Annotated in this window: 16 protein-coding genes; 7 read left to right on the top strand and 9 right to left on the bottom strand. The window is 72.5% G+C overall.

What is annotated here, in order from left to right:
• Positions 1 to 28 precede the first annotated feature (28 nt).
• Together ACFY3L_RS06320 and ACFY3L_RS06315 are read right to left on the bottom strand one after the other, a co-directional pair.
• The gene (locus ACFY3L_RS06320; RefSeq protein WP_389319334.1) at positions 29 to 595 is read right to left on the bottom strand and encodes a TIGR00730 family Rossman fold protein; all 567 of its coding nucleotides are present in this window, start codon (positions 593 to 595) and stop codon (positions 29 to 31) included.
• Complete coding sequence (locus ACFY3L_RS06315) at positions 595 to 1,389, bottom strand: TIGR00730 family Rossman fold protein (RefSeq protein ID WP_389319332.1); 795 nt, start codon at positions 1,387 to 1,389, stop codon at positions 595 to 597. The genes ACFY3L_RS06320 and ACFY3L_RS06315 overlap by 1 nt, the downstream gene beginning before the upstream one ends.
• A gap of 39 nt (positions 1,390 to 1,428) precedes the next feature.
• Between ACFY3L_RS06315 and ACFY3L_RS06310 the strand changes: the two genes are divergently transcribed.
• Positions 1,429 to 2,232 carry a DUF3152 domain-containing protein gene (locus tag ACFY3L_RS06310; RefSeq protein ID WP_389319330.1) on the top strand — a complete coding sequence of 268 codons (804 nt, stop codon included), beginning with the start codon at positions 1,429 to 1,431 and terminating at the stop codon, positions 2,230 to 2,232.
• 278 nt (positions 2,233 to 2,510) lie between these two features.
• Here ACFY3L_RS06310 and dapE read toward each other — a convergent pair whose 3' ends face one another.
• The gene (dapE, locus tag ACFY3L_RS06305) at positions 2,511 to 3,578 is read right to left on the bottom strand and encodes a succinyl-diaminopimelate desuccinylase (protein ID WP_389319329.1); all 1,068 of its coding nucleotides are present in this window, start codon (positions 3,576 to 3,578) and stop codon (positions 2,511 to 2,513) included.
• Positions 3,579 to 3,611: 33 nt separating this feature from the next.
• Here dapE and dapD point away from each other — a divergent pair, with 33 nt between their 5' ends.
• On the top strand, positions 3,612 to 4,541 hold the full coding sequence (dapD, locus tag ACFY3L_RS06300; protein ID WP_389319327.1) for a 2,3,4,5-tetrahydropyridine-2,6-dicarboxylate N-succinyltransferase: 930 nt from the start codon (positions 3,612 to 3,614) through the stop codon (positions 4,539 to 4,541).
• A 77-nt stretch (positions 4,542 to 4,618) separates the two neighbouring features.
• Here the strand turns inward: dapD and dapC are convergent, their stop codons facing one another.
• Positions 4,619 to 5,713 carry a succinyldiaminopimelate transaminase gene (gene dapC, locus ACFY3L_RS06295; protein ID WP_389319326.1) on the bottom strand — a complete coding sequence of 365 codons (1,095 nt, stop codon included), beginning with the start codon at positions 5,711 to 5,713 and terminating at the stop codon, positions 4,619 to 4,621.
• Between the two features lie 17 nt (positions 5,714 to 5,730).
• Positions 5,731 to 6,057, bottom strand: a complete 327-nt coding sequence (gene fdxA / locus ACFY3L_RS06290) for a ferredoxin (protein WP_389319324.1) — start codon at positions 6,055 to 6,057, stop codon at positions 5,731 to 5,733.
• Positions 6,058 to 6,163: 106 nt separating this feature from the next.
• Between fdxA and ACFY3L_RS06285 the strand changes: the two genes are divergently transcribed.
• Positions 6,164 to 7,111, top strand: a complete 948-nt coding sequence (locus ACFY3L_RS06285; protein ID WP_389319322.1) for a GNAT family N-acetyltransferase — start codon at positions 6,164 to 6,166, stop codon at positions 7,109 to 7,111.
• A 542-nt stretch (positions 7,112 to 7,653) separates the two neighbouring features.
• Here the strand turns inward: ACFY3L_RS06285 and ACFY3L_RS06280 are convergent.
• From ACFY3L_RS06280 to mshB, 3 genes are read right to left on the bottom strand one after another with little or no spacing between them, the layout of a single operon-like run.
• Positions 7,654 to 8,118, bottom strand: a complete 465-nt coding sequence (locus tag ACFY3L_RS06280) for a hypothetical protein (protein WP_389319320.1) — start codon at positions 8,116 to 8,118, stop codon at positions 7,654 to 7,656.
• A 43-nt stretch (positions 8,119 to 8,161) separates the two neighbouring features.
• Positions 8,162 to 9,055 (bottom strand): hypothetical protein, encoded by an 894-nt coding sequence (locus tag ACFY3L_RS06275; RefSeq protein WP_389319318.1) that lies wholly within the window; start codon positions 9,053 to 9,055, stop codon positions 8,162 to 8,164.
• Positions 9,052 to 9,900, bottom strand: coding sequence for an N-acetyl-1-D-myo-inositol-2-amino-2-deoxy-alpha-D-glucopyranoside deacetylase (gene mshB, locus ACFY3L_RS06270; protein ID WP_389321056.1), 849 nt, complete (start codon positions 9,898 to 9,900; stop codon positions 9,052 to 9,054). The genes ACFY3L_RS06275 and mshB overlap by 4 nt, the downstream gene beginning before the upstream one ends.
• 144 nt (positions 9,901 to 10,044) lie before the next feature.
• Here mshB and ACFY3L_RS06265 point away from each other — a divergent pair, with 144 nt between their 5' ends.
• On the top strand, positions 10,045 to 12,141 hold the full coding sequence (locus tag ACFY3L_RS06265; RefSeq protein ID WP_389319317.1) for a prolyl oligopeptidase family serine peptidase: 2,097 nt from the start codon (positions 10,045 to 10,047) through the stop codon (positions 12,139 to 12,141).
• Here the strand turns inward: ACFY3L_RS06265 and ACFY3L_RS06260 are convergent.
• Positions 12,119 to 12,997, bottom strand: coding sequence for a hypothetical protein (locus ACFY3L_RS06260; RefSeq protein ID WP_389319315.1), 879 nt, complete (start codon positions 12,995 to 12,997; stop codon positions 12,119 to 12,121). The two genes, ACFY3L_RS06265 and ACFY3L_RS06260, sit on opposite strands and share 23 nt — an antisense overlap.
• Positions 12,998 to 13,031: 34 nt before the next feature.
• Between ACFY3L_RS06260 and ACFY3L_RS06255 the strand changes: the two genes are divergently transcribed.
• From ACFY3L_RS06255 to ACFY3L_RS06245, 3 genes are read left to right on the top strand one after another with little or no spacing between them, the layout of a single operon-like run.
• The gene (locus tag ACFY3L_RS06255; RefSeq protein ID WP_389319313.1) at positions 13,032 to 13,316 is read left to right on the top strand and encodes a 4a-hydroxytetrahydrobiopterin dehydratase; all 285 of its coding nucleotides are present in this window, start codon (positions 13,032 to 13,034) and stop codon (positions 13,314 to 13,316) included.
• 53 nt (positions 13,317 to 13,369) lie between these two features.
• Positions 13,370 to 14,806 (top strand): TldD/PmbA family protein, encoded by a 1,437-nt coding sequence (locus ACFY3L_RS06250; protein ID WP_389319311.1) that lies wholly within the window; start codon positions 13,370 to 13,372, stop codon positions 14,804 to 14,806.
• Entirely contained in the window at positions 14,803 to 16,170 is a 1,368-nt protein-coding gene (locus ACFY3L_RS06245; RefSeq protein ID WP_389319309.1) for a TldD/PmbA family protein, read from the top strand. Before ACFY3L_RS06250 ends, ACFY3L_RS06245 begins: the two co-directional genes overlap by 4 nt.
• Positions 16,171 to 16,604 lie beyond the last annotated feature (434 nt).

The following is a 16,604-nucleotide window of genomic DNA, read 5'->3' as shown; positions in this document are numbered from 1 at the left end:
CAGCGGTCGTGGTCACGCCGCTATGCAATCACGACCGTCCGACAATTCCTCCGAGGAGGCTCGCCTCCAGCAGGTCGAGTGACTCCGGCACGTCCCGGGAGATCAGCAGCATCGACAGCGCCGACGGGCGGACGAACTCCTGGGCGGCGAGGCCGCGCAGCCAGTCGAGCAGGCCGGCGTAGAAGCCGTCGGCGTCGAACAGCAGCACCGGCTTGCGGTGCAGGTCGAGCATGGCGGTCGTCCACACCTCGAACAGCTCGTCGAGGGTGCCGAGCCCGCCGGGCAGGACCACGAACGCGTCCGACTTCTCGATCATCAGCGTCTTGCGCGACGCCATGCCGTCGGTGACGACGAGCTCGTCGGACTTCGTGTCGGCGACCTCCAGGTCCACGAGGGCCTGCGGGATGACACCGTACGTGCGGCCGCCGCCGTCGCGGGTGCCGTCGGCGACGGCGCCCATCATGCCGACGCAGCCGCCGCCGGAGACCAGCTCGTGGCCGCGCCGGCCGATCTCGACGCCGAGCTGGTGGGCGAGGTCGAGCCAGCGCTGGTCGAGCCGCTGCGAGGAGGCGCAGAACACACCGATCGCCGCCATCAGGCGCTCGCCTCGCGCGCGGTCCGGCGGGCGGACGCCACCTCGATCTCCTCGGATCCGGCGTCCACGATGTACTGGACGGCCTCGTCGACGTCGTCGGTGAGGTACAGCAGGCCCAGGTCCTCGGGGCCGATCTTGCCGTCGGCCTGCATGGTGTCGCGCAGCCAGTCGACCAGCCCCTGCCAGTAGCTGATGCCCATCAGCACCACCGGGAAGCGGGTGACCTTCTTCGTCTGCACGAGCGTCACGGCCTCGAACAGCTCGTCGAGGGTGCCGAAGCCGCCGGGCAGCACGACGAACGCCTGCGCGTACTTGACGAACATCGTCTTGCGGGCGAAGAAGTAGCGGAAGTCGATGCCGAGGTCGACCCATTCGTTGAGGCCCTGCTCGAACGGCAGCTCGATGCCCAGGCCCACCGACAGCCCGCCGGCCTCCGTGGCGCCCTTGTTGGCCGCCTCCATGACGCCGGGGCCGCCGCCGGTGATGACCGCATAGTTCGCCCGGGCGAGCGCCGCCCCGAGCTTCTCGCCGAGCTGATACTCGGGGCTGCCGGGCTTGCTGCGGGCCGAGCCGAAGACGCTCACCGACGGCGGCAGGTCGGCGAGGGTGTCGAAGCCCTCGACGAACTCGCTGAGGATCCGCAGCGCCCGCCACGCGTCCTTCGTCTTCCACTCGCCGCGCAGGTGCGAGTCGAGCAGCCGCTGGTCGGCGGTGCTCGGCGGAATCGAGTCGCGGCGCAGCGTCACCGGTCCGCGGTGCCGCTCGCGCGGCTGACTGGTCCTACCCTCGGTCATGGTCCCCACCGTACGTGGATGTCATGATGCAATGCAGCCATGGGGCATCGGCGAGGGCTGGTTGTCGCGCTGGCGGTCGCGATCACCGCCGGCGTCGGCGCGATCTGGTACGGGCTGGGCACGGCCGCCGTGCCGGACAGCACCCTGGCGACACCGCCGGCATCGGCTCCGCCCTCGCTCGAGCCGTCCGCCTCGACGGAACCGTCGCCCACGCCGTCGCCCACGCCGCCGCCCACACCGACGCCGACGCCGTCACCGGTGGTCACCGCGGTCCCGGCGCGCGGCACCGGGACGTTCGGCTACAGCGCCGTCGCGGGCGAGCGGGCCGGCGGCGCCGGGCGGCTGGTGCGGTACACGGTCGCCACCGAACAGGGGTCAGGGGTCGATCCGGAGGAGTTCGCGGCGGCGGTACACGCGACGCTGGGCGACTCGAGAAGCTGGATCGCCGGCGGCCGGGTCTCCTTCCAGCGGGTGCCAGGCGGGCAGCCGAGCGAGTTGACCGTGCACCTGGCGACCCCCGCCACGACCGACTCGATGTGCGCGAGGCGGGGCGTGCGCACCGGCGGCGAGGTCTCCTGCCGCGGCGGGCGCGACGTGATCATCAACCTGAAGCGGTGGCAGCTCGGCGTCGCCTGGTACCCGGTGCTCGGCGACTACCGGGACATGGTCGTCAACCACGAGGTCGGCCACTTCCTCGGCAACGGCCACGCGGTCTGCCCGCGCAAGGGCGCGCCGGCGCCGGTGATGGCGCGGCAGACGTTCGGCCTCGAAGGGTGCGAGCGGAACCCGTGGCCGTACCCGGACGGCAGGACGTATGTGACAGGACCGCCCGCACCGCGATGATCAGGCCGTTCGTCGCCCATCAGTGAGAAATCGGGTGCAGAGGACAACGTTCGCCGGTTTCATCGCGTCGTTCCCGATATACCGGACGGCAGGGTGTAGGGGGTGACCGGTATGACTCGTGCTGAGCACGACCGTCGCAGGCGGCAGATGAACCGGCGGATCCGCGAGGTGCTCGCGGTGCGCCGCCTGCTGGCCGCCATGGGCCCGTTGGTCGAGCCCCCGGAACCGTCAACGCACGAGCGCTGAGGCCGGTTACGGGCGCCGCGGGCCTCGCACCCTCAGGCGCCGGCCGTCAGCCAGCGCCGCACCACGTCGGCGCCCTCGACGATCTTGTCGAGCTCGACGTGCTCGTCCTGCTTGTGGGCGAGGTTCGGGTCGCCGGGGCCGTAGTTGAGCGCCGGGATGCCGAGGGCCGCGAACCTGGCCACGTCGGTCCAGCCGAGCTTCGCCCGCGGCGGCTGCCCGATCGCGGCGAGGAACTCGCGGGCGGGCGGCGCCTCCAGCCCCGGCAGCGCGCCCGGCGCCGAGTCGACGATCTCCAGCTCGAAGCCGTCGAGCACCTCTCGTACATGGGCGGCGGCCTGCTCCTCGGAGCGGTCGGGCGCGAACCGGAAGTTGACCTCGACCACGCACTCGTCGGGGATCACGTTGCCCGCGACACCGCCGCCGATCCTGACCGCGTTCAGCCCCTCACGGAACTCGCAGCCGTCGATGACGACCGTGCGCGGCTCGTATACCTGCAGGCTCCGCAGGATCGGTGCGGCCTTGTGGATCGCGTTGTCGCCGAGCCAGGAGCGGGCCGAGTGCGCGCGCCGGCCGCTGGTGCGGGCGAGGACCCGCAGCGTGCCCTGGCAGCCCGCCTCGACCAGGCCGTGCGTCGGCTCCAGCAGCAGCGCGAACGACGCGTCGGTCAGCAGCTCAGGCCGCTTGTCGGCGAGGATCCTCAGTCCGTTGCGCGCCGAGTCGACCTCCTCGCACTCGTAGAAGACGTAGGTGACGTCGTGGCGGGGGTCCCGTTCGGTGACCGCGAGGTGCAGCGCGATCGCCGTGCCCGACTTCATGTCCGAGGTGCCGCAGCCGTGCATGAGGCCGCCCTCGGTGCGTGACGGCCAGTTGTCGTTGAGCGGGACCGTGTCGAGGTGCCCGGCGAGCACGACGCGCTCCGGCCGGCCCAGCTCCGTGCGCGCGACGATCGTGTGGCCGAAGCGCTCCACCTTCAGGGCCGTGCCGCTGAGTGCCTGCTGGACCTGGTCGGCGATCTCCGCCTCGTCGCCGGACACCGACTCGATGTCGACGAGGGCGCGGGTCAGGGCGACCGGATCTTCGAGCACGTCACGCGTGAGCATGTCCATACCTTAGATGCGGTAGCGTTCGGTCACGTGACGACCGCCTACATCGACTCCCCTGCCTGGGGGCTTGGCCTGGCCACCGTGGCCTCCTCGGGCCAGGTCCTGGACGCCTGGTTCCCCACCGGTCACCTCGGCCTCGGCGCGCTGCCTTCCTCGCCGCCGTCGCTGAGCGCCACCGGGGACGCGCCGCTGCCCTCGCTGTCCATCGAGGTGGTGCGGGTAGAGATCGGCTCGCTCGGCGACGCGCCCGCCTCCACCGCTGACGTCTACCTGCGCCTGCACCTGCTCTCGCACCGCCTGATCCAGCCGCACCAGGCCAACCTCGACGGGCAGTTCGGGCTGCTCGCCAACGTCGCTTGGACCTCGGCCGGCCCGGTCCTGCCCGAGCAGGTCGACGAGCTGCGCCTGGCGAGCGGTCGCCGGCTCAACGTCTTCGGCATCGACAAGTTCCCACGGATGGTGGACTACGTCACCCCGTCCGGCGTCCGCATCGCCGACGCCGACCGGGTGCGCCTGGGCGCCCACCTCGCTCCCGGCACGACCGTCATGCACGAGGGCTTCGTCAACTTCAACGCGGGCACCCTGGGCACCTCGATGGTGGAGGGCCGCATCTCCGCGGGCGTCGTGGTCGGCGACGGCACCGACGTCGGCGGCGGCTCCTCGATCATGGGCACGCTCTCCGGCGGCGGCAAAGAGGTGATCCGGCTGGGAGAGCGGTGCCTGCTGGGCGCCAACGCGGGCATCGGCATCTCGCTCGGCGACGACTGCGTCGTGGAGGCGGGCTGCTACATCACCGCCGGCTCGAAGCTCACCCTGCCCGACGGCCGGGTGGTGAAGGCGCGCGAGCTGTCCGGCGTGCCCAACCTGCTGTTCATCCGCAACTCGGTCTCGGGCCGCCTCGAGGTCCGCGAGCGGGCGGGCCGCGGCATCGAGCTGAACGCCGCACTGCACGCCAACTGACGCCTCATTTCCCATGATCCGGTAGAGAAATCGCTGCTCTGGCGACAACTTCTCTACCGGATCATGGGATTCGGCCTCTACCGCAGGCGCTTCGCCGCTTCGGCGATGCGCTCGTCGCTCGCGGTCAGCGCGACCCGGACGTGGCGGCTGCCCTCCGGGCCGTAGAACGCGCCGGGCGCGGCCAGGATGCCGCGCTCCGCCAGCCAGGCCACCGTGTCCCAGGAGTCCTCGTCGCGGGTCAGCCACAGGTACAGGCCGGCCTCGGAGTGCTCGACGGTGAACCCCGCATCGGTGAAGGCCGCCCGCAGGGTGGCCCGGCGGGCCGCATAGCGGTCGCGCTGATCCTGGACGTGTGCCTCGTCGCCGAGGGCGGCCACCATCGCCGCCTGGACCGGGGCGGGGACGATCATGCCGGCGTGCTTGCGGACGGCCAGCAGCTCGTCGACCAGGGCGGGATCGCCGGCGACGAAGCCCGCGCGGTACCCGGCCAGGTTCGAGCGCTTCGACAGCGAGTGCACCGCCAGGACGTTGTCGAAGCGGCCGTCGCAGACCGACAGGATCGAGACCGGCTCGGCCTCCCACGGCAGCGGCAGGTAGCACTCGTCGCTGGCCACGACGGCGCCGCGCTCGCGGGCCCAGTCGACGACCTTGCGCAGGTGGGCGGCGGGCAGGACGCGCCCTGTCGGGTTGGACGGCGAGTTGACCCACACGAGGCGGACCCGCGCCGGGCCGAGCGCCGTCAGCGAGTCGGAGCGCACCACGGTCGCGCCGGTGAGCTGCACGCCGACCTCATACGTCGGGTAGCAGACCGGCGGGATGACCACGGTGTCGCCGGGGCCGAGCCCGAGCAGCGTCGGCAGCCACGCGACCAGCTCCTTCGAGCCGATCGTCGGCAGCACGCCGAAGCCGTCACCGGCCGGCGCGCACCAGCGGGTCACCCAGGCACGGATCGCGGCCCGCAGCTGCGGGGTGCCGGCGGTCAGCGGATAGCCGGGCGAGTCCGACGCCTCCGCCAGGGCAGCACGAATCGCCGCGGGAACCGGGTCGACGGGCGTGCCGATCGACAGGTCGACGAGGCCGCCGGGGTGGTCGGCAGCCTTGGCCTTGGCCGGCTCCAAGCGGTCCCACGGGAAGTCCGGAAGCCCCGCAGCGAGACTTCTAGGACTTCCCATGGGCGAGACGATGCCGGTCAGTGGTCGTGCTCCTGCGGCGGCAGGCTCGCGACGAACGTCGCGTCCTTCTCGACCTTGCCGACCTTCGACGCGCCACCGGGCGAGCCCAGCTCGTCGAAGAACGAGTAGTTCGCGCCGACGAAGTCCTTCCACTTCTCCGGGACGTCGTCCTCGTAGAAGATCGCCTCGACCGGGCACACCGGCTCGCAGGCACCACAGTCGACGCACTCATCCGGGTGGATGTAGAGCATGCGGTTGCCCTCGTAGATGCAGTCGACAGGGCACTCCTCGATGCACGCCTTGTCGAGCAGGTCCACGCAAGGTTCGGCGATGATGTATGTCACGGGTCGCCCTCTTTCGCACCTGAGGCTGCCAACGTGGTTGGCGAACCCCGCCGCATCCCTACCGCGGCGGTACGAGCCTAGTATCCCGCCGATCTGGAGGTGCAGCGTGCTCGGTCCACAGCATGTGGGAAGTCGGGTCGTCGTGCGCCGCATCGTGGGACAGCGCGGCGATCGACCCCTCTACTCGGACATTCTGGGCCGCCTCGTCGAGATCACCGAGACGCATCTCACAGTGCGTGCACGGACCGGCGCCATCCGCGTTCCACTCGCTGAGATCCACAGGGCCAAGACCGTGCCCGACCGGCGCCGCCTCACCCCCACCGAGTCCCTGGAGGTCGCCGCCGCGGCCGGCTGGCCCGCGGGCGAGCGCGACCAACTCGGCGACTGGCTCCTGCGCGCCACCGACGGCTGGACCATGCGCGGCAACTCGGCTCTGCCCGTCGGCGACCCCGACCTGCCGCTGCCCGACGCCGTCGACGCGGTGTCGCGCTGGTACGAGCGGCGCCACCTCCCCCCGGCGATGAGCGTCCCGCTGCCGCTCTTCCAGCGCATCGACGACGAGCTCGACCGCCGGGGCTGGACCCCGATGCCGCTGACGCTGCTCATGACCGCCCGCCTCGCCGACCTGCCGGCCGCCGCCGATCCACAGGTGACGCTCGACGCCTCACCATCCGACGAGTGGCTGACCGCCGTCGCCGGCCGGAAGGGCCCGCTGCCCCCCTCCGCCCGCGACGTCCTCACCGGCGTGCCGGCCGTCCGGTTCGCCTCACTGCGCGACCCCGCCGGCGCACTGCTCGCCACCGGCCGGGGCTGCGTCGCCGACCCCGAGGGCCGCTGGCTGGGCCTGTCCCTGATCGGCACCGACGAACGCGCCCGGCGCCAGGGCCTCGCCCGCCGCGTCATCGGCACCCTGCTCACCTGGGCCGCGGCAACCGGCGCCACCGACGCCTACCTGCAGGTGGAGCAGCGCAACACGGGGGCGGTCGCCCTGTACGAGAAGCTCGGCTTCACCACGCACCACGTCTACCAGACACGGGTCCTGCCCACCGGCTGACGCTGTCCCCGCGGGCCGGTCGCCTGGTGGCTGTCATGGTCGTGGCCTTCGAAGATCGAAGTCGTCTGGTGGTCGTCCGGACGGCCAAGGCTGTCCTTCGATCACGGTGATGAGGGTTCTCGGCTGAGAGATCGGCGTTCGCTGTCCCGGTGGTGATGTCCGTACGCGGAGGGAGAGTGCGTCTTCCGCCCATACTGGGGGCCGGGTGCCAGGTGGCGTGATCGCGGTGATGTTCCCGGCCGTCGTCCTCGCATGGTCCAGCGCCGTCGAGGGCGCCTCCGGTGCTTCCACACTGTCACTGGCTTTTCACAACCAGTGCCCATCGCCCTGACCGCCGACGCCGCCCACGGTCCTGGTCTTCCTGGCGGTCGGTCGTTGCGCGGCCTTCATGATCGAAGTCGCGTAGTGGCCGTCCGGGCGGCCAGCATCGTCCTTCGATCACACAGACCGCGGACGGACGATCGCCACCCTTCAGTCGGCGGCGCCGCGCGACGTCCGCGACCTCGTGACGCGTCGGCTACGGGCCCGGGCGGGTGGGGTGGCTAGCGACGGACGACGCGGCGGGGCTTGGTGCCGGCGCGGTCGATGTACCGCTTCCACGACTGCGACCGGTAGTCCCAGCCGAGCGTCATCAGCGCGAGCACGCCCAGGACCGTGCCGATGGCGGAGAGGCCCACGAAGTAGAAGAACTGGCGGAAGACGAGGCCGACGCCGTCGCCGAACGGGGTGGCGCCCGACACGAACGGCCCGATCAGCACCGCGAGCACGCAGGCGGACACCACGGCGATGCCCAGGTCGGCCACGAGGCGGAGCATGGGGTGGCGGCGGCCGTACCAGAACGCGACGGGGATCATCACGGCGCCGACCGCGAACAGTGCCCACAGGCCGATGGTGATCTGCTTGTCGTCGTCGCCACCGGCGGCGAACCGCACGACCAGCCGCGCGGCGACGTTGACGAGGAAGAGTGCCCCCGCGATGAGGCCGACCGGCAGCCACCGCTCCTTCATCACAAGCCTCCGCTGATGCTCGCTCCCCGTGCGCCGCCGAGGGTCACGGACGGTGCGGGAACGTGTCTACCTGTTTCACGCTCTGTGGCGCAAGATGCGTTGCCTTGGAGTTCGCTGAGGCCGCGACCCGCTGCCGGAGCACCATGACGTAGATGCTGATCGCGAACGCCATCGAGCCCGCGAACAGCGTCAGCAGCCCCAACCAGTTGTCGGCGGTGATGAGCAGGTCGCCCTCGGTGGTGCGGCCCGCTGCCAAGATCCACACGACGCACCAGGCGCCCGCCGGCAGCAGCGGCGCGAACCGCCGGCCCGTCGTCGTGAACGCGAACCACACGAGCATCGGGTTCGTCACCAGCGCCAGCACCAGCGCGAGCGGGACCCGCATGTTGTTCTTCCCGGTGCCGGACAGCCCGAGGTCGGACACCCGCAACGGCGCCAGGAACGCCTCGAACACCGCCAGCGCCAGCGCCAGCAGCACCGCGACGACCAGCCCGCCGACCGCGATCACGGTGTCGAGCGACCCGCCGGCGGCCTCGGGCTCCGGCGCGCTGTCGTCGCCGGGCACGGCGAACCCGCTGTCCGGCGCGTAGGGCTCCGCCCCGCCGGTCGCGGCAGGATCAGGCGTGGCCGGCGGCTCCGCGGAGCCGTCGCCGCCGCTCGCAGCGTCGTCGCCCGTCGCCGGGCCCTTGCCGAGCACGGGTCCACCACCCACCGCCGGACCGTCCCCGACCACCGGGGCACCGTCGCCCGCCGGACCGTCCCCGACCACTGGGGCACCGTCGCCCGCCGCGCCGCTTCCGGCCACCGGGGCACCGTCGCCCGCCGGACCGCTCCCGGCGGTCGCGGCGGCATCGGCGCTCGCCGGCTTGGACAGGTCTGCCCGCGCGGCGCCGGACCGGCCGGCGCGCGGTGCGGTCACCGCCTTCCGCTTCGTCACGACGCCGCGGTCTCCAGCTGCGAGGCGGGCGCCTCGAGGTCCAGGCCCGCGAAGAGGTCCTCTTCCCAGCCATACGGCCCCACGCCGGGGCCCTTCACGCCACGGGCGAGCCGGTAATACTCCACGCCCATGAACTCGGCCCCGAAGTTGCCCGCGATCGCGAACAGCCACGACGTCGGCGGGATCTGCGTCGCGTGGGCGCGCAGCGCCGCGGTCTTCTCCTCGGCGAACTCGTGCCCGTCGAGGCGGGCCGCGATCTCGTGGTCGGCGGTGCCGAAGGGCAGGTCCTCCGGCTTCTCCACGTCGGCGAACGGGTTGTCCGACGAGTCGCGGAACTCCTGCATGCCGGCCTCCAGGACGCTGCGCGGCACGGCGGTCCAGTAGACCTTCGCGGGCGCGATGCCCTCGGCGTCGGCCAGCTCGACGGCCCGCATCAGCACCCGGTGCGCCTGGATGTGGTCGGGGTGGCCATAGAAGCCATTGGGGTCATAGGTGACGGCGACCTGCGGGCGGACCTCGCGGATCACCTCCAGCAACTCGGTCGCGGCCACGTCGAGGTCGGCGCCCCAGAACGCGCGGGGGTGCTCATTCTGCGGGGTGCCCATCATCCCGGAGTCGCGATAGCGCCCGGCGCCGCCGAGGAACCGGTGGTCGGTGACCCCGAGCCGGCGGCACGCCTCCTCCAGCTCCGCGATGCGATAGCCGCCGAGCTGGTCGGCCGCACCCGCGGCGAGCCCGGCGAACTCGGGCCGGTGGATCTCGCCCTCCTCACCGAGCGTGCAGGTGATCAGGGTGACGTGCGCGCCGGCGGCCGCATAGTGGGCCATCGTCGCGCCGGTCCCCATCGACTCGTCGTCGGGGTGCGCATGGACGAAAAGGATGCTCCGAGCACTCACAGCGCCAACTCTACGACGTGCGTATGACACTTCCCCCGCGGCGCGGCCCCGGTTGAGCATGACAATCCGGCCGCTTCAGGTAAACATTCCGGGGTGGACTATCCCGAGTTGGCCGCGCGCACCCGACGCTTCTCTTACGGCGCCCCACGCGCCGTGACGGTGACCTCGGACGGGGCGCGGGTGGTGTTCCTGCGCTCGTCGGGGCCTGAGGACAGCCGCGACGCCCTGTGGGTGTTCGACGTGGCGACCAGGGCGGAGCGGCTCCTCGCCGACCCCGCCGTCCTCCTGAGCGTCGAAGCCGATCTTCCGCCCGCGGAGCGGGCCCTGCGCGAGCGGCTGCGGCTGTCGGCGGGCGGCATCGGCTCGTACGCCATGGACAACGCCGGCGTGATGGCCGTCTTCCCGCTCGGAGGCCGCCTCTTCCGGGTGGACCTGCTGACCGGGGACCTCACGGAGCTGCACACGGCCGGGCCCGCCGTCGATCCGCGACCGGATCCGGCGGGGCACCGGGTGGCGTACGTGACGGGCGGCGCACTCCGCGTCATCGAGCCCGACGGGACCGACGCGGTGCTGGCCGGCGAGGAGGGGGTGACCTGGGGCCTCGCGGAGTTCATCGGCGCGGAGGAGTTCCACCGCTTCCGGGGCTACTGGTGGTCGCCGGACGGCCGCAGCATCCTGACCACCCGGGTCGACGAGTCGCGGGTGCCGCGCTGGCACCTGCACGATCCGTCGCAGCCGGAGCAGCCGCCGACGACGGTGGCGTACCCGCACGCCGGCGCGACCAACGCGCAGGTCACCCTGCACGTGCTGGACCTGGACGGCGGCTGGGTGGACGTGCACTGGGACCGGGAGACGTACCCGTACCTGGTCGAGGCCTCCTGGACCGAGCAGGGCGGCCCGCTGCTCACGGTGCTGCGCCGCCTGCAGCAGCACGGCCTGGTGATCGCGGTCGACCCGCGGACCGGTGAGACACAGGTGCACGCCGAGCTCGCCGACCCGCGCTGGGTCGAGCCGGTCCCCGGCACCCCGCAGCACCTGGCCGACGGCCGGGTCCTCGTCGGCGGCGAGCTCGCGCACGACGGCTACGACGCGCGCTGCCTGTTCGCCGACGGCAGCCTGCTGACCCCGCCCGACCTGTACGTGCGGCGCGTCGCCGGCCGTCTCGCCGGTGACCTCGTCGTCGAGGCGAGCGAGGGCGAGCCGAGCGAGCAGCACGTGTTCCGCGTCCCGATCTCCCACGCCGGGGCGCAGGCGCAGCGGCTCACCTCCGAGCCAGGCTGGCACGTCGCGCACGCGGCCGTCCGCACGGTGGTGATCGGGTCGCAGACCCTGGAGCACGCCGGCTGGCAGTACACCATCCACCACGACGACGCGGAGATCGGCACCATCGCGTCGCTCGCCGCGACACCACCCTTCGCACCGAGGCCGGTGCTGGAGCGGGTCACCGACCGGAGGCTGCCCGCCGCCGTGCTCTACCCGCGCGGGCACGTCGCCGGGCGGAAGCTGCCGGTCCTCGTGGCGATCTACGGCGGACCGGGCCACCAGGAGGTCGTCGCGGCGCGGGCCCGCTGGCTGGAGAAGCAGTGGTGGGCCGACGCCGGGTTCGCCGTCGTCACGATCGACAACCGGGGCACCCCCGGCGTGTCACCGACGTTCGAGAAGGCGATCCACCGGCGCTTCTCCGACGTCATCCTCACCGACCAGGCCGATGCCCTGCAGGCGCTCGCGGAGAAGCACCCCGACCTGGATCTGGACCGGGTCGCGATCCGCGGCTGGTCGTTCGGCGGCTGGCTGTCCGCGCTGGCGGTGCTGCGCCGCCCGGACGTCTACCGCTGCGCGGTCGTCGGCGCACCGGTCACCGACTGGGCGCTGTACGACACCGCGTACACGGAGCGGTATCTGGGGCTGCCCGCGGACGCGCCCGAGGTGTACAGCCACAACTCGCTGGTGGAGCTGGCTGCCGAGCCGCCGGTGCGCCCGGAGGACGCCCGGCCGATGCTGCTCGTGCACGGCCTCGTCGACGACAACGTGGTCGCCGCGCACACGCTGCGCCTGTCGGCGGCGCTGCTCGCCGCGGGCCGGCCGCACTCGATGATCCCGCTGACCGGCGCGACGCACATGGCCGCGGGCGGGCTGGCGGAGAAGCTGCTGCGCATCGAGCTGGACTTCATCCGGCGATCCGTATCCTGACGTCGCCGCCGAGGCGGCCCCCTTCCGGTTCCCTGGTCACCGCGCCGCTCTGCAGCAGCGCGGTGACCACCTTGACGGCGTCGGCGGCGCGGTACACCGTCTCCGTGAGGGCGAACCGCTTCAGCTCGGTGACCGACTTGTCGCCGCTTCGCAGGTGCGTCAGGAGCTCGCGCCGCAGTGCGCCCGGGTTCGGGTCGAAGGTGATGTCCATGAGGTGACCCTCGGGGTCGCTGGGGTCGCGGTACCGGACGCCGGCGTACTCGTCGAGGGCCCACATCTCGTCCTTGAACGCCTCCAGGCTCTTCGCCGACCGCGTGCCGAAGGCGATCGTGCGCTCCTCCCGCTGGCCCTCCCGCTGGTCCTCCCGCTGGTCCTCCCGCTCGGCGACGAGCGTCACCGCGGTGGTGAGGTCGAAGTCCCGCAACCGGTCCCGCGGCACGTCCACCGTGATCACCTCGGCGGGCTTGCCCTTCGCGACGGCCGCCGGGTCGATCCCGTCGATCATGGACAGCAGCGGGCCGGACCCCGCGCCGAGCGCCTTCAGCAGCATCGCCACGTCGCCGGACATGACGTGCACCGACAGTTCCGCCGGTGTCTGCAGTTCACGTTGTACGGAGTCGAGCCGGCGCTCCAGGCCTGCGGCTTCCGGCGTCACGTACAGGAGGGTGAGCCGCCGCCTGGACAGCCGGTCCCCGAACTCGGCGCAGGCCCGCAACGCCGCCTCCGCGACGTCACCGTCCAGGCCCGTCGCCGACGCGTGCAGGAACGTCGCCCCGTGCGGCGAGTGCACCGCCCCCGGCACCCACAGGTCGAGGTAGCGCACGAGTAATTCGCGGGTGACAGCGGCGATCGACATGCTCTCTTTGTACGGCAGGCGTAGCGTTTCCGGCATGACCGCGGTTCTCGGCAATGACGAGGTGACCAGCGCCCTCACCCAGCTCGACGGCTGGTCCGGTGACGCTTCCGGCATCGAACGCTCGGTGAAGGCCGCGACGTTCCTCGACGGCATCCGGCTGGTGGCCGAGGTCGCCCACCTGGCCGAGCAGGCCGACCACCATCCCGACATCGACATCCGCTGGCGGACGGTGACCTTCCGCCTGATCACCCACAGCGAGGGCGGCGTGACCAGCAGGGACATCGGCCTCGCCGGCCAGATCAACGACCTGATCGGATAAGCGCTTTCGTTCCGGGCCCGAAAAATGTCGGAGCGGGTCGGTAGTGTCCAACCATGACCCACTTCGACGTGGCAAGTGCGGCGGTTGAAGCGGCCCTCGCGGCCGGGGCCCGGTATGCCGACGCGCGTGTGATGCACCGGCGGTCCGAGTCGATGAGCGCGCGTAACGGCGCGATCGAGGACCTGAGCCAGTCCGAGGACGCCGGCGTCGGCGTGCGGGCGCTGGTCGGGTCGAGCTGGGGGTTCTTCGCCCTGCCCGACCTGGGGCGCGACGCCGCGCGGCGGGCCGGTGAGCGGGCCACGGCGATCGCGCGGGCGTCGGCGTCGGTGCCCGGGCCGCCGGTCGACCTGGTGGAGATCGAGGCGCGCACCGACTCGTGGGCGAGCGCGTGCGAGGTCGACCCGCTGGGTGTGGCGCTGTCGACGAAGGGTGACCTGCTGACCGGCGCGACGGCGGAGGCGCACAAGAGCGGCGCCGACATCGCCGAGGGGCTGTATCAGATCTGGGACACGCGCAAGTGGTTCGTGTCGTCGCAGGGGCACCGCATCGACCAGCACATCCGCGAGTCGGGGGCGGGCATCTCCGCGACGGTGATCGGCGACGGGGAGACGCAGCGCAGGTCCTATCCGTCGTATCGCGGGCAGTATGGGACGAGGGGCTGGGAGCTGGTCGACGAGCTCGACCTGACGGCGCACGCCGCCCGGATCGCCGAGGAGGCGCGGGCGCTGCTGTCGGCGCCGCAGTGCCCGGCCGGCGAGACGACGCTGATCCTGGGCAGCGAGCAGATGGCGTTGCAGATCCACGAGTCGGTGGGGCACGCGATCGAGCTGGACCGGATCCTGGGGTGGGAGGCGGCGTTCGCGGGGACGAGCTGGCTCGACCTGGCACAGCTCGGCCGGCTGCGCTATGGCTCCGAGCTCATGAACATCACGATCGACCCGACGATCCCGGGTGCGCTCGGCTCGTTCGGCTATGACGACGAGGGGACCCCGGCGCAGCCGCGGCACGCGGTCCGCGACGGGATCTGGGTGGGCACCCTGGCCGGCCGGGAGTCGGCGGCGGTGGCGGGCCTGGACTATGCGGGCAGCGTGCGGGCCGACGGCTGGGCGCGGTTGCCGATGGTGCGCATGACGAATGTCGGGCTGACCCCGGGGCCGCACACCCTCGAGGAGATGATCGCCGAGACCGCCGACGGCGTGCTGATGGACCTCAACCGGTCCTGGTCGATCGACGACAAGCGGCTCAACTTCCAGTTCGGCTGCGAGGTCGGCTGGGAGATCAAGGACGGCAAGCTCGGGCGGATGCTGCGCAACCCGACCTACACGGGCATCGGGCCGAAGTTCTGGGGCTCGATGGACATGCTGGGCTCGGAGACGACGGCGTGGGGCACGCCCAACTGTGGCAAGGGCCAGCCGGGCCAGATCGGGCACACGGGCCATCCGGCCTCGGCGGCCCGGTTCCAAAACGTGCGGGTGGGGGTCAGGGGATGAGCGAGACCGATCTCGCCGAGCGGATCCTGAAGCTGGTCGGCGACGGCATCGAGGCCGAGGTGCTGGTAGGGCGGTCGGCGGTGGCGCTGACCAGGTTCGCCAATTCCTACATCCACCAGAACGTCGCCGACGAGACCACGGAGGTGCGGCTCAGGCTGCACGCCGACGGGCGGACCGCGACGGCGACCAGCACGGTCGTCGACGGCATCGAGGACTTCGTCCAGCGCACGGTGGCGGGGATGCGGCTCGCGCCGGCCGACCCGACCTGGCCGGGCCTGGCCCCGCCGGCACCCGCCGCCTTCGGCGGCAACGTCGACGAGGCGACCGCGGCCGCGTCGCCGGACGACCGGGCGGCGAGGGTGCGGGCGTTCGTGGACGAGGCGGCCGGGCTGGAGGCGGCGGGGTATTGCCGCACGTCGTCGACCCGGGTCGTCTACGCCAACTCCGCCGGCCAGCACGTCACGGGCGGCAGGACGGGCGCGGCGATGGACGGCATCGCGCGGACCGCGACGTCCGACGGCCTGGCCCGGCTCGCGTCGGTGCGCCTCGCCGACCTCGACGGCGCGGTCCTGGGCGCCCGCGCGGCGGCGAAGGCCAGGGCCGGCGTCGACCCGGTGGAGCTGCCGCCGGGGCGGTATGAGGTGGTGCTGGAGCCGACGGCGGTCGCCGACGTGCTGCAGTTCCTCGGGATGTATGGCTTCAACGCCAAGATGGTGCAGGACCGCCAGTCGTTCCTGGAGCTGGGCGCGGCCCAGTTCGACCCCGCGGTGACGCTGGTCGAGGACGCGACGGCGGCCGACTCGACGGTGCTGCCGTTCGACGTGGAGGGCACCCCGCGGCAGCGGATCGTCCTGGTCGACGCCGGCGTGTCGACCGCGCTGGTGCACGACCGGCGCACGGCCGCGAAGGCGGGCGCGGGCGCCACCTCCACGGGCCACGCGATCCCGGGCGGGGCCAGCTTCGGCGCGGTGCCCTCGAGCCTGCGGCTGCTCGCCCACGACGGACCCGCACCGGTCGAGGTCGACGGCCCGGCCGCCGACTCGGGCGTGGCGGCGCTGGTCGCCGGCGTGGAGCGCGGCCTGCTGGTGACCGACAACCACTACACCCGCGTCCTGGACCCGCGCACCCTGGTCGTCACCGGCCTGACGCGCAACGGCGTCTGGCTCATCGAGGACGGCGTGGTGACCACCCCGGTGCGCAACTTCCGCTTCACCCAGTCCTACCCGCAGGCCCTGGCCCCCGGCGCCGTGCTGGGCGTCGGCCCGCGCGCCGTCGAGCTGCCGGGCCCTTGGTCGGAGTCGGGCGCGTCCGCCCCGGCGCTGCGCCTCGCTTCCTGGAACTACACCGGCGGCGCCTCTGGCTGACCACCCTCACACCCCCGACCCACGCAGCGCCGCCGGACGCATCGCTGGGAAGCGGCATGCCCTGAACGCACGGCGGCGCCCGACGGGACCGACCCCCTCGACGCGCGGCTCCGGTGTGGACACGTCCTGGCTGACCGCGCATGCGGCGGGCGAGCCGCGGAGGATCGAGCGGACTGCGCCAGCTCCGCCCGGCGACCCGGTCAGCACGGCGACCGGCCCAGCATGCTCGGCGATACGGCGATTGTCCCGCTGGCACAAAGACCGACCTGCCGGCGCAACGGCACGTCACTGTCCCACCGCGACGGCGGCACAGCGGCACCGCTTGTCCCGCTGGCACACAGACCGACCTGCCGGCGCAACGGCACGTCACTGTCCCACCGCGACGGCGGCACAGCGGCACCGCTTGTCCCGCTGGCACACAGACCGACCTGCCG

The sequence above is a fragment of the Dactylosporangium sp. NPDC000521 genome, assembly GCF_042898305.1.
Classification (GTDB): domain Bacteria; phylum Actinomycetota; class Actinomycetes; order Mycobacteriales; family Micromonosporaceae; genus Dactylosporangium.
This window is presented reverse-complemented; position numbering and strand designations above follow the sequence as displayed.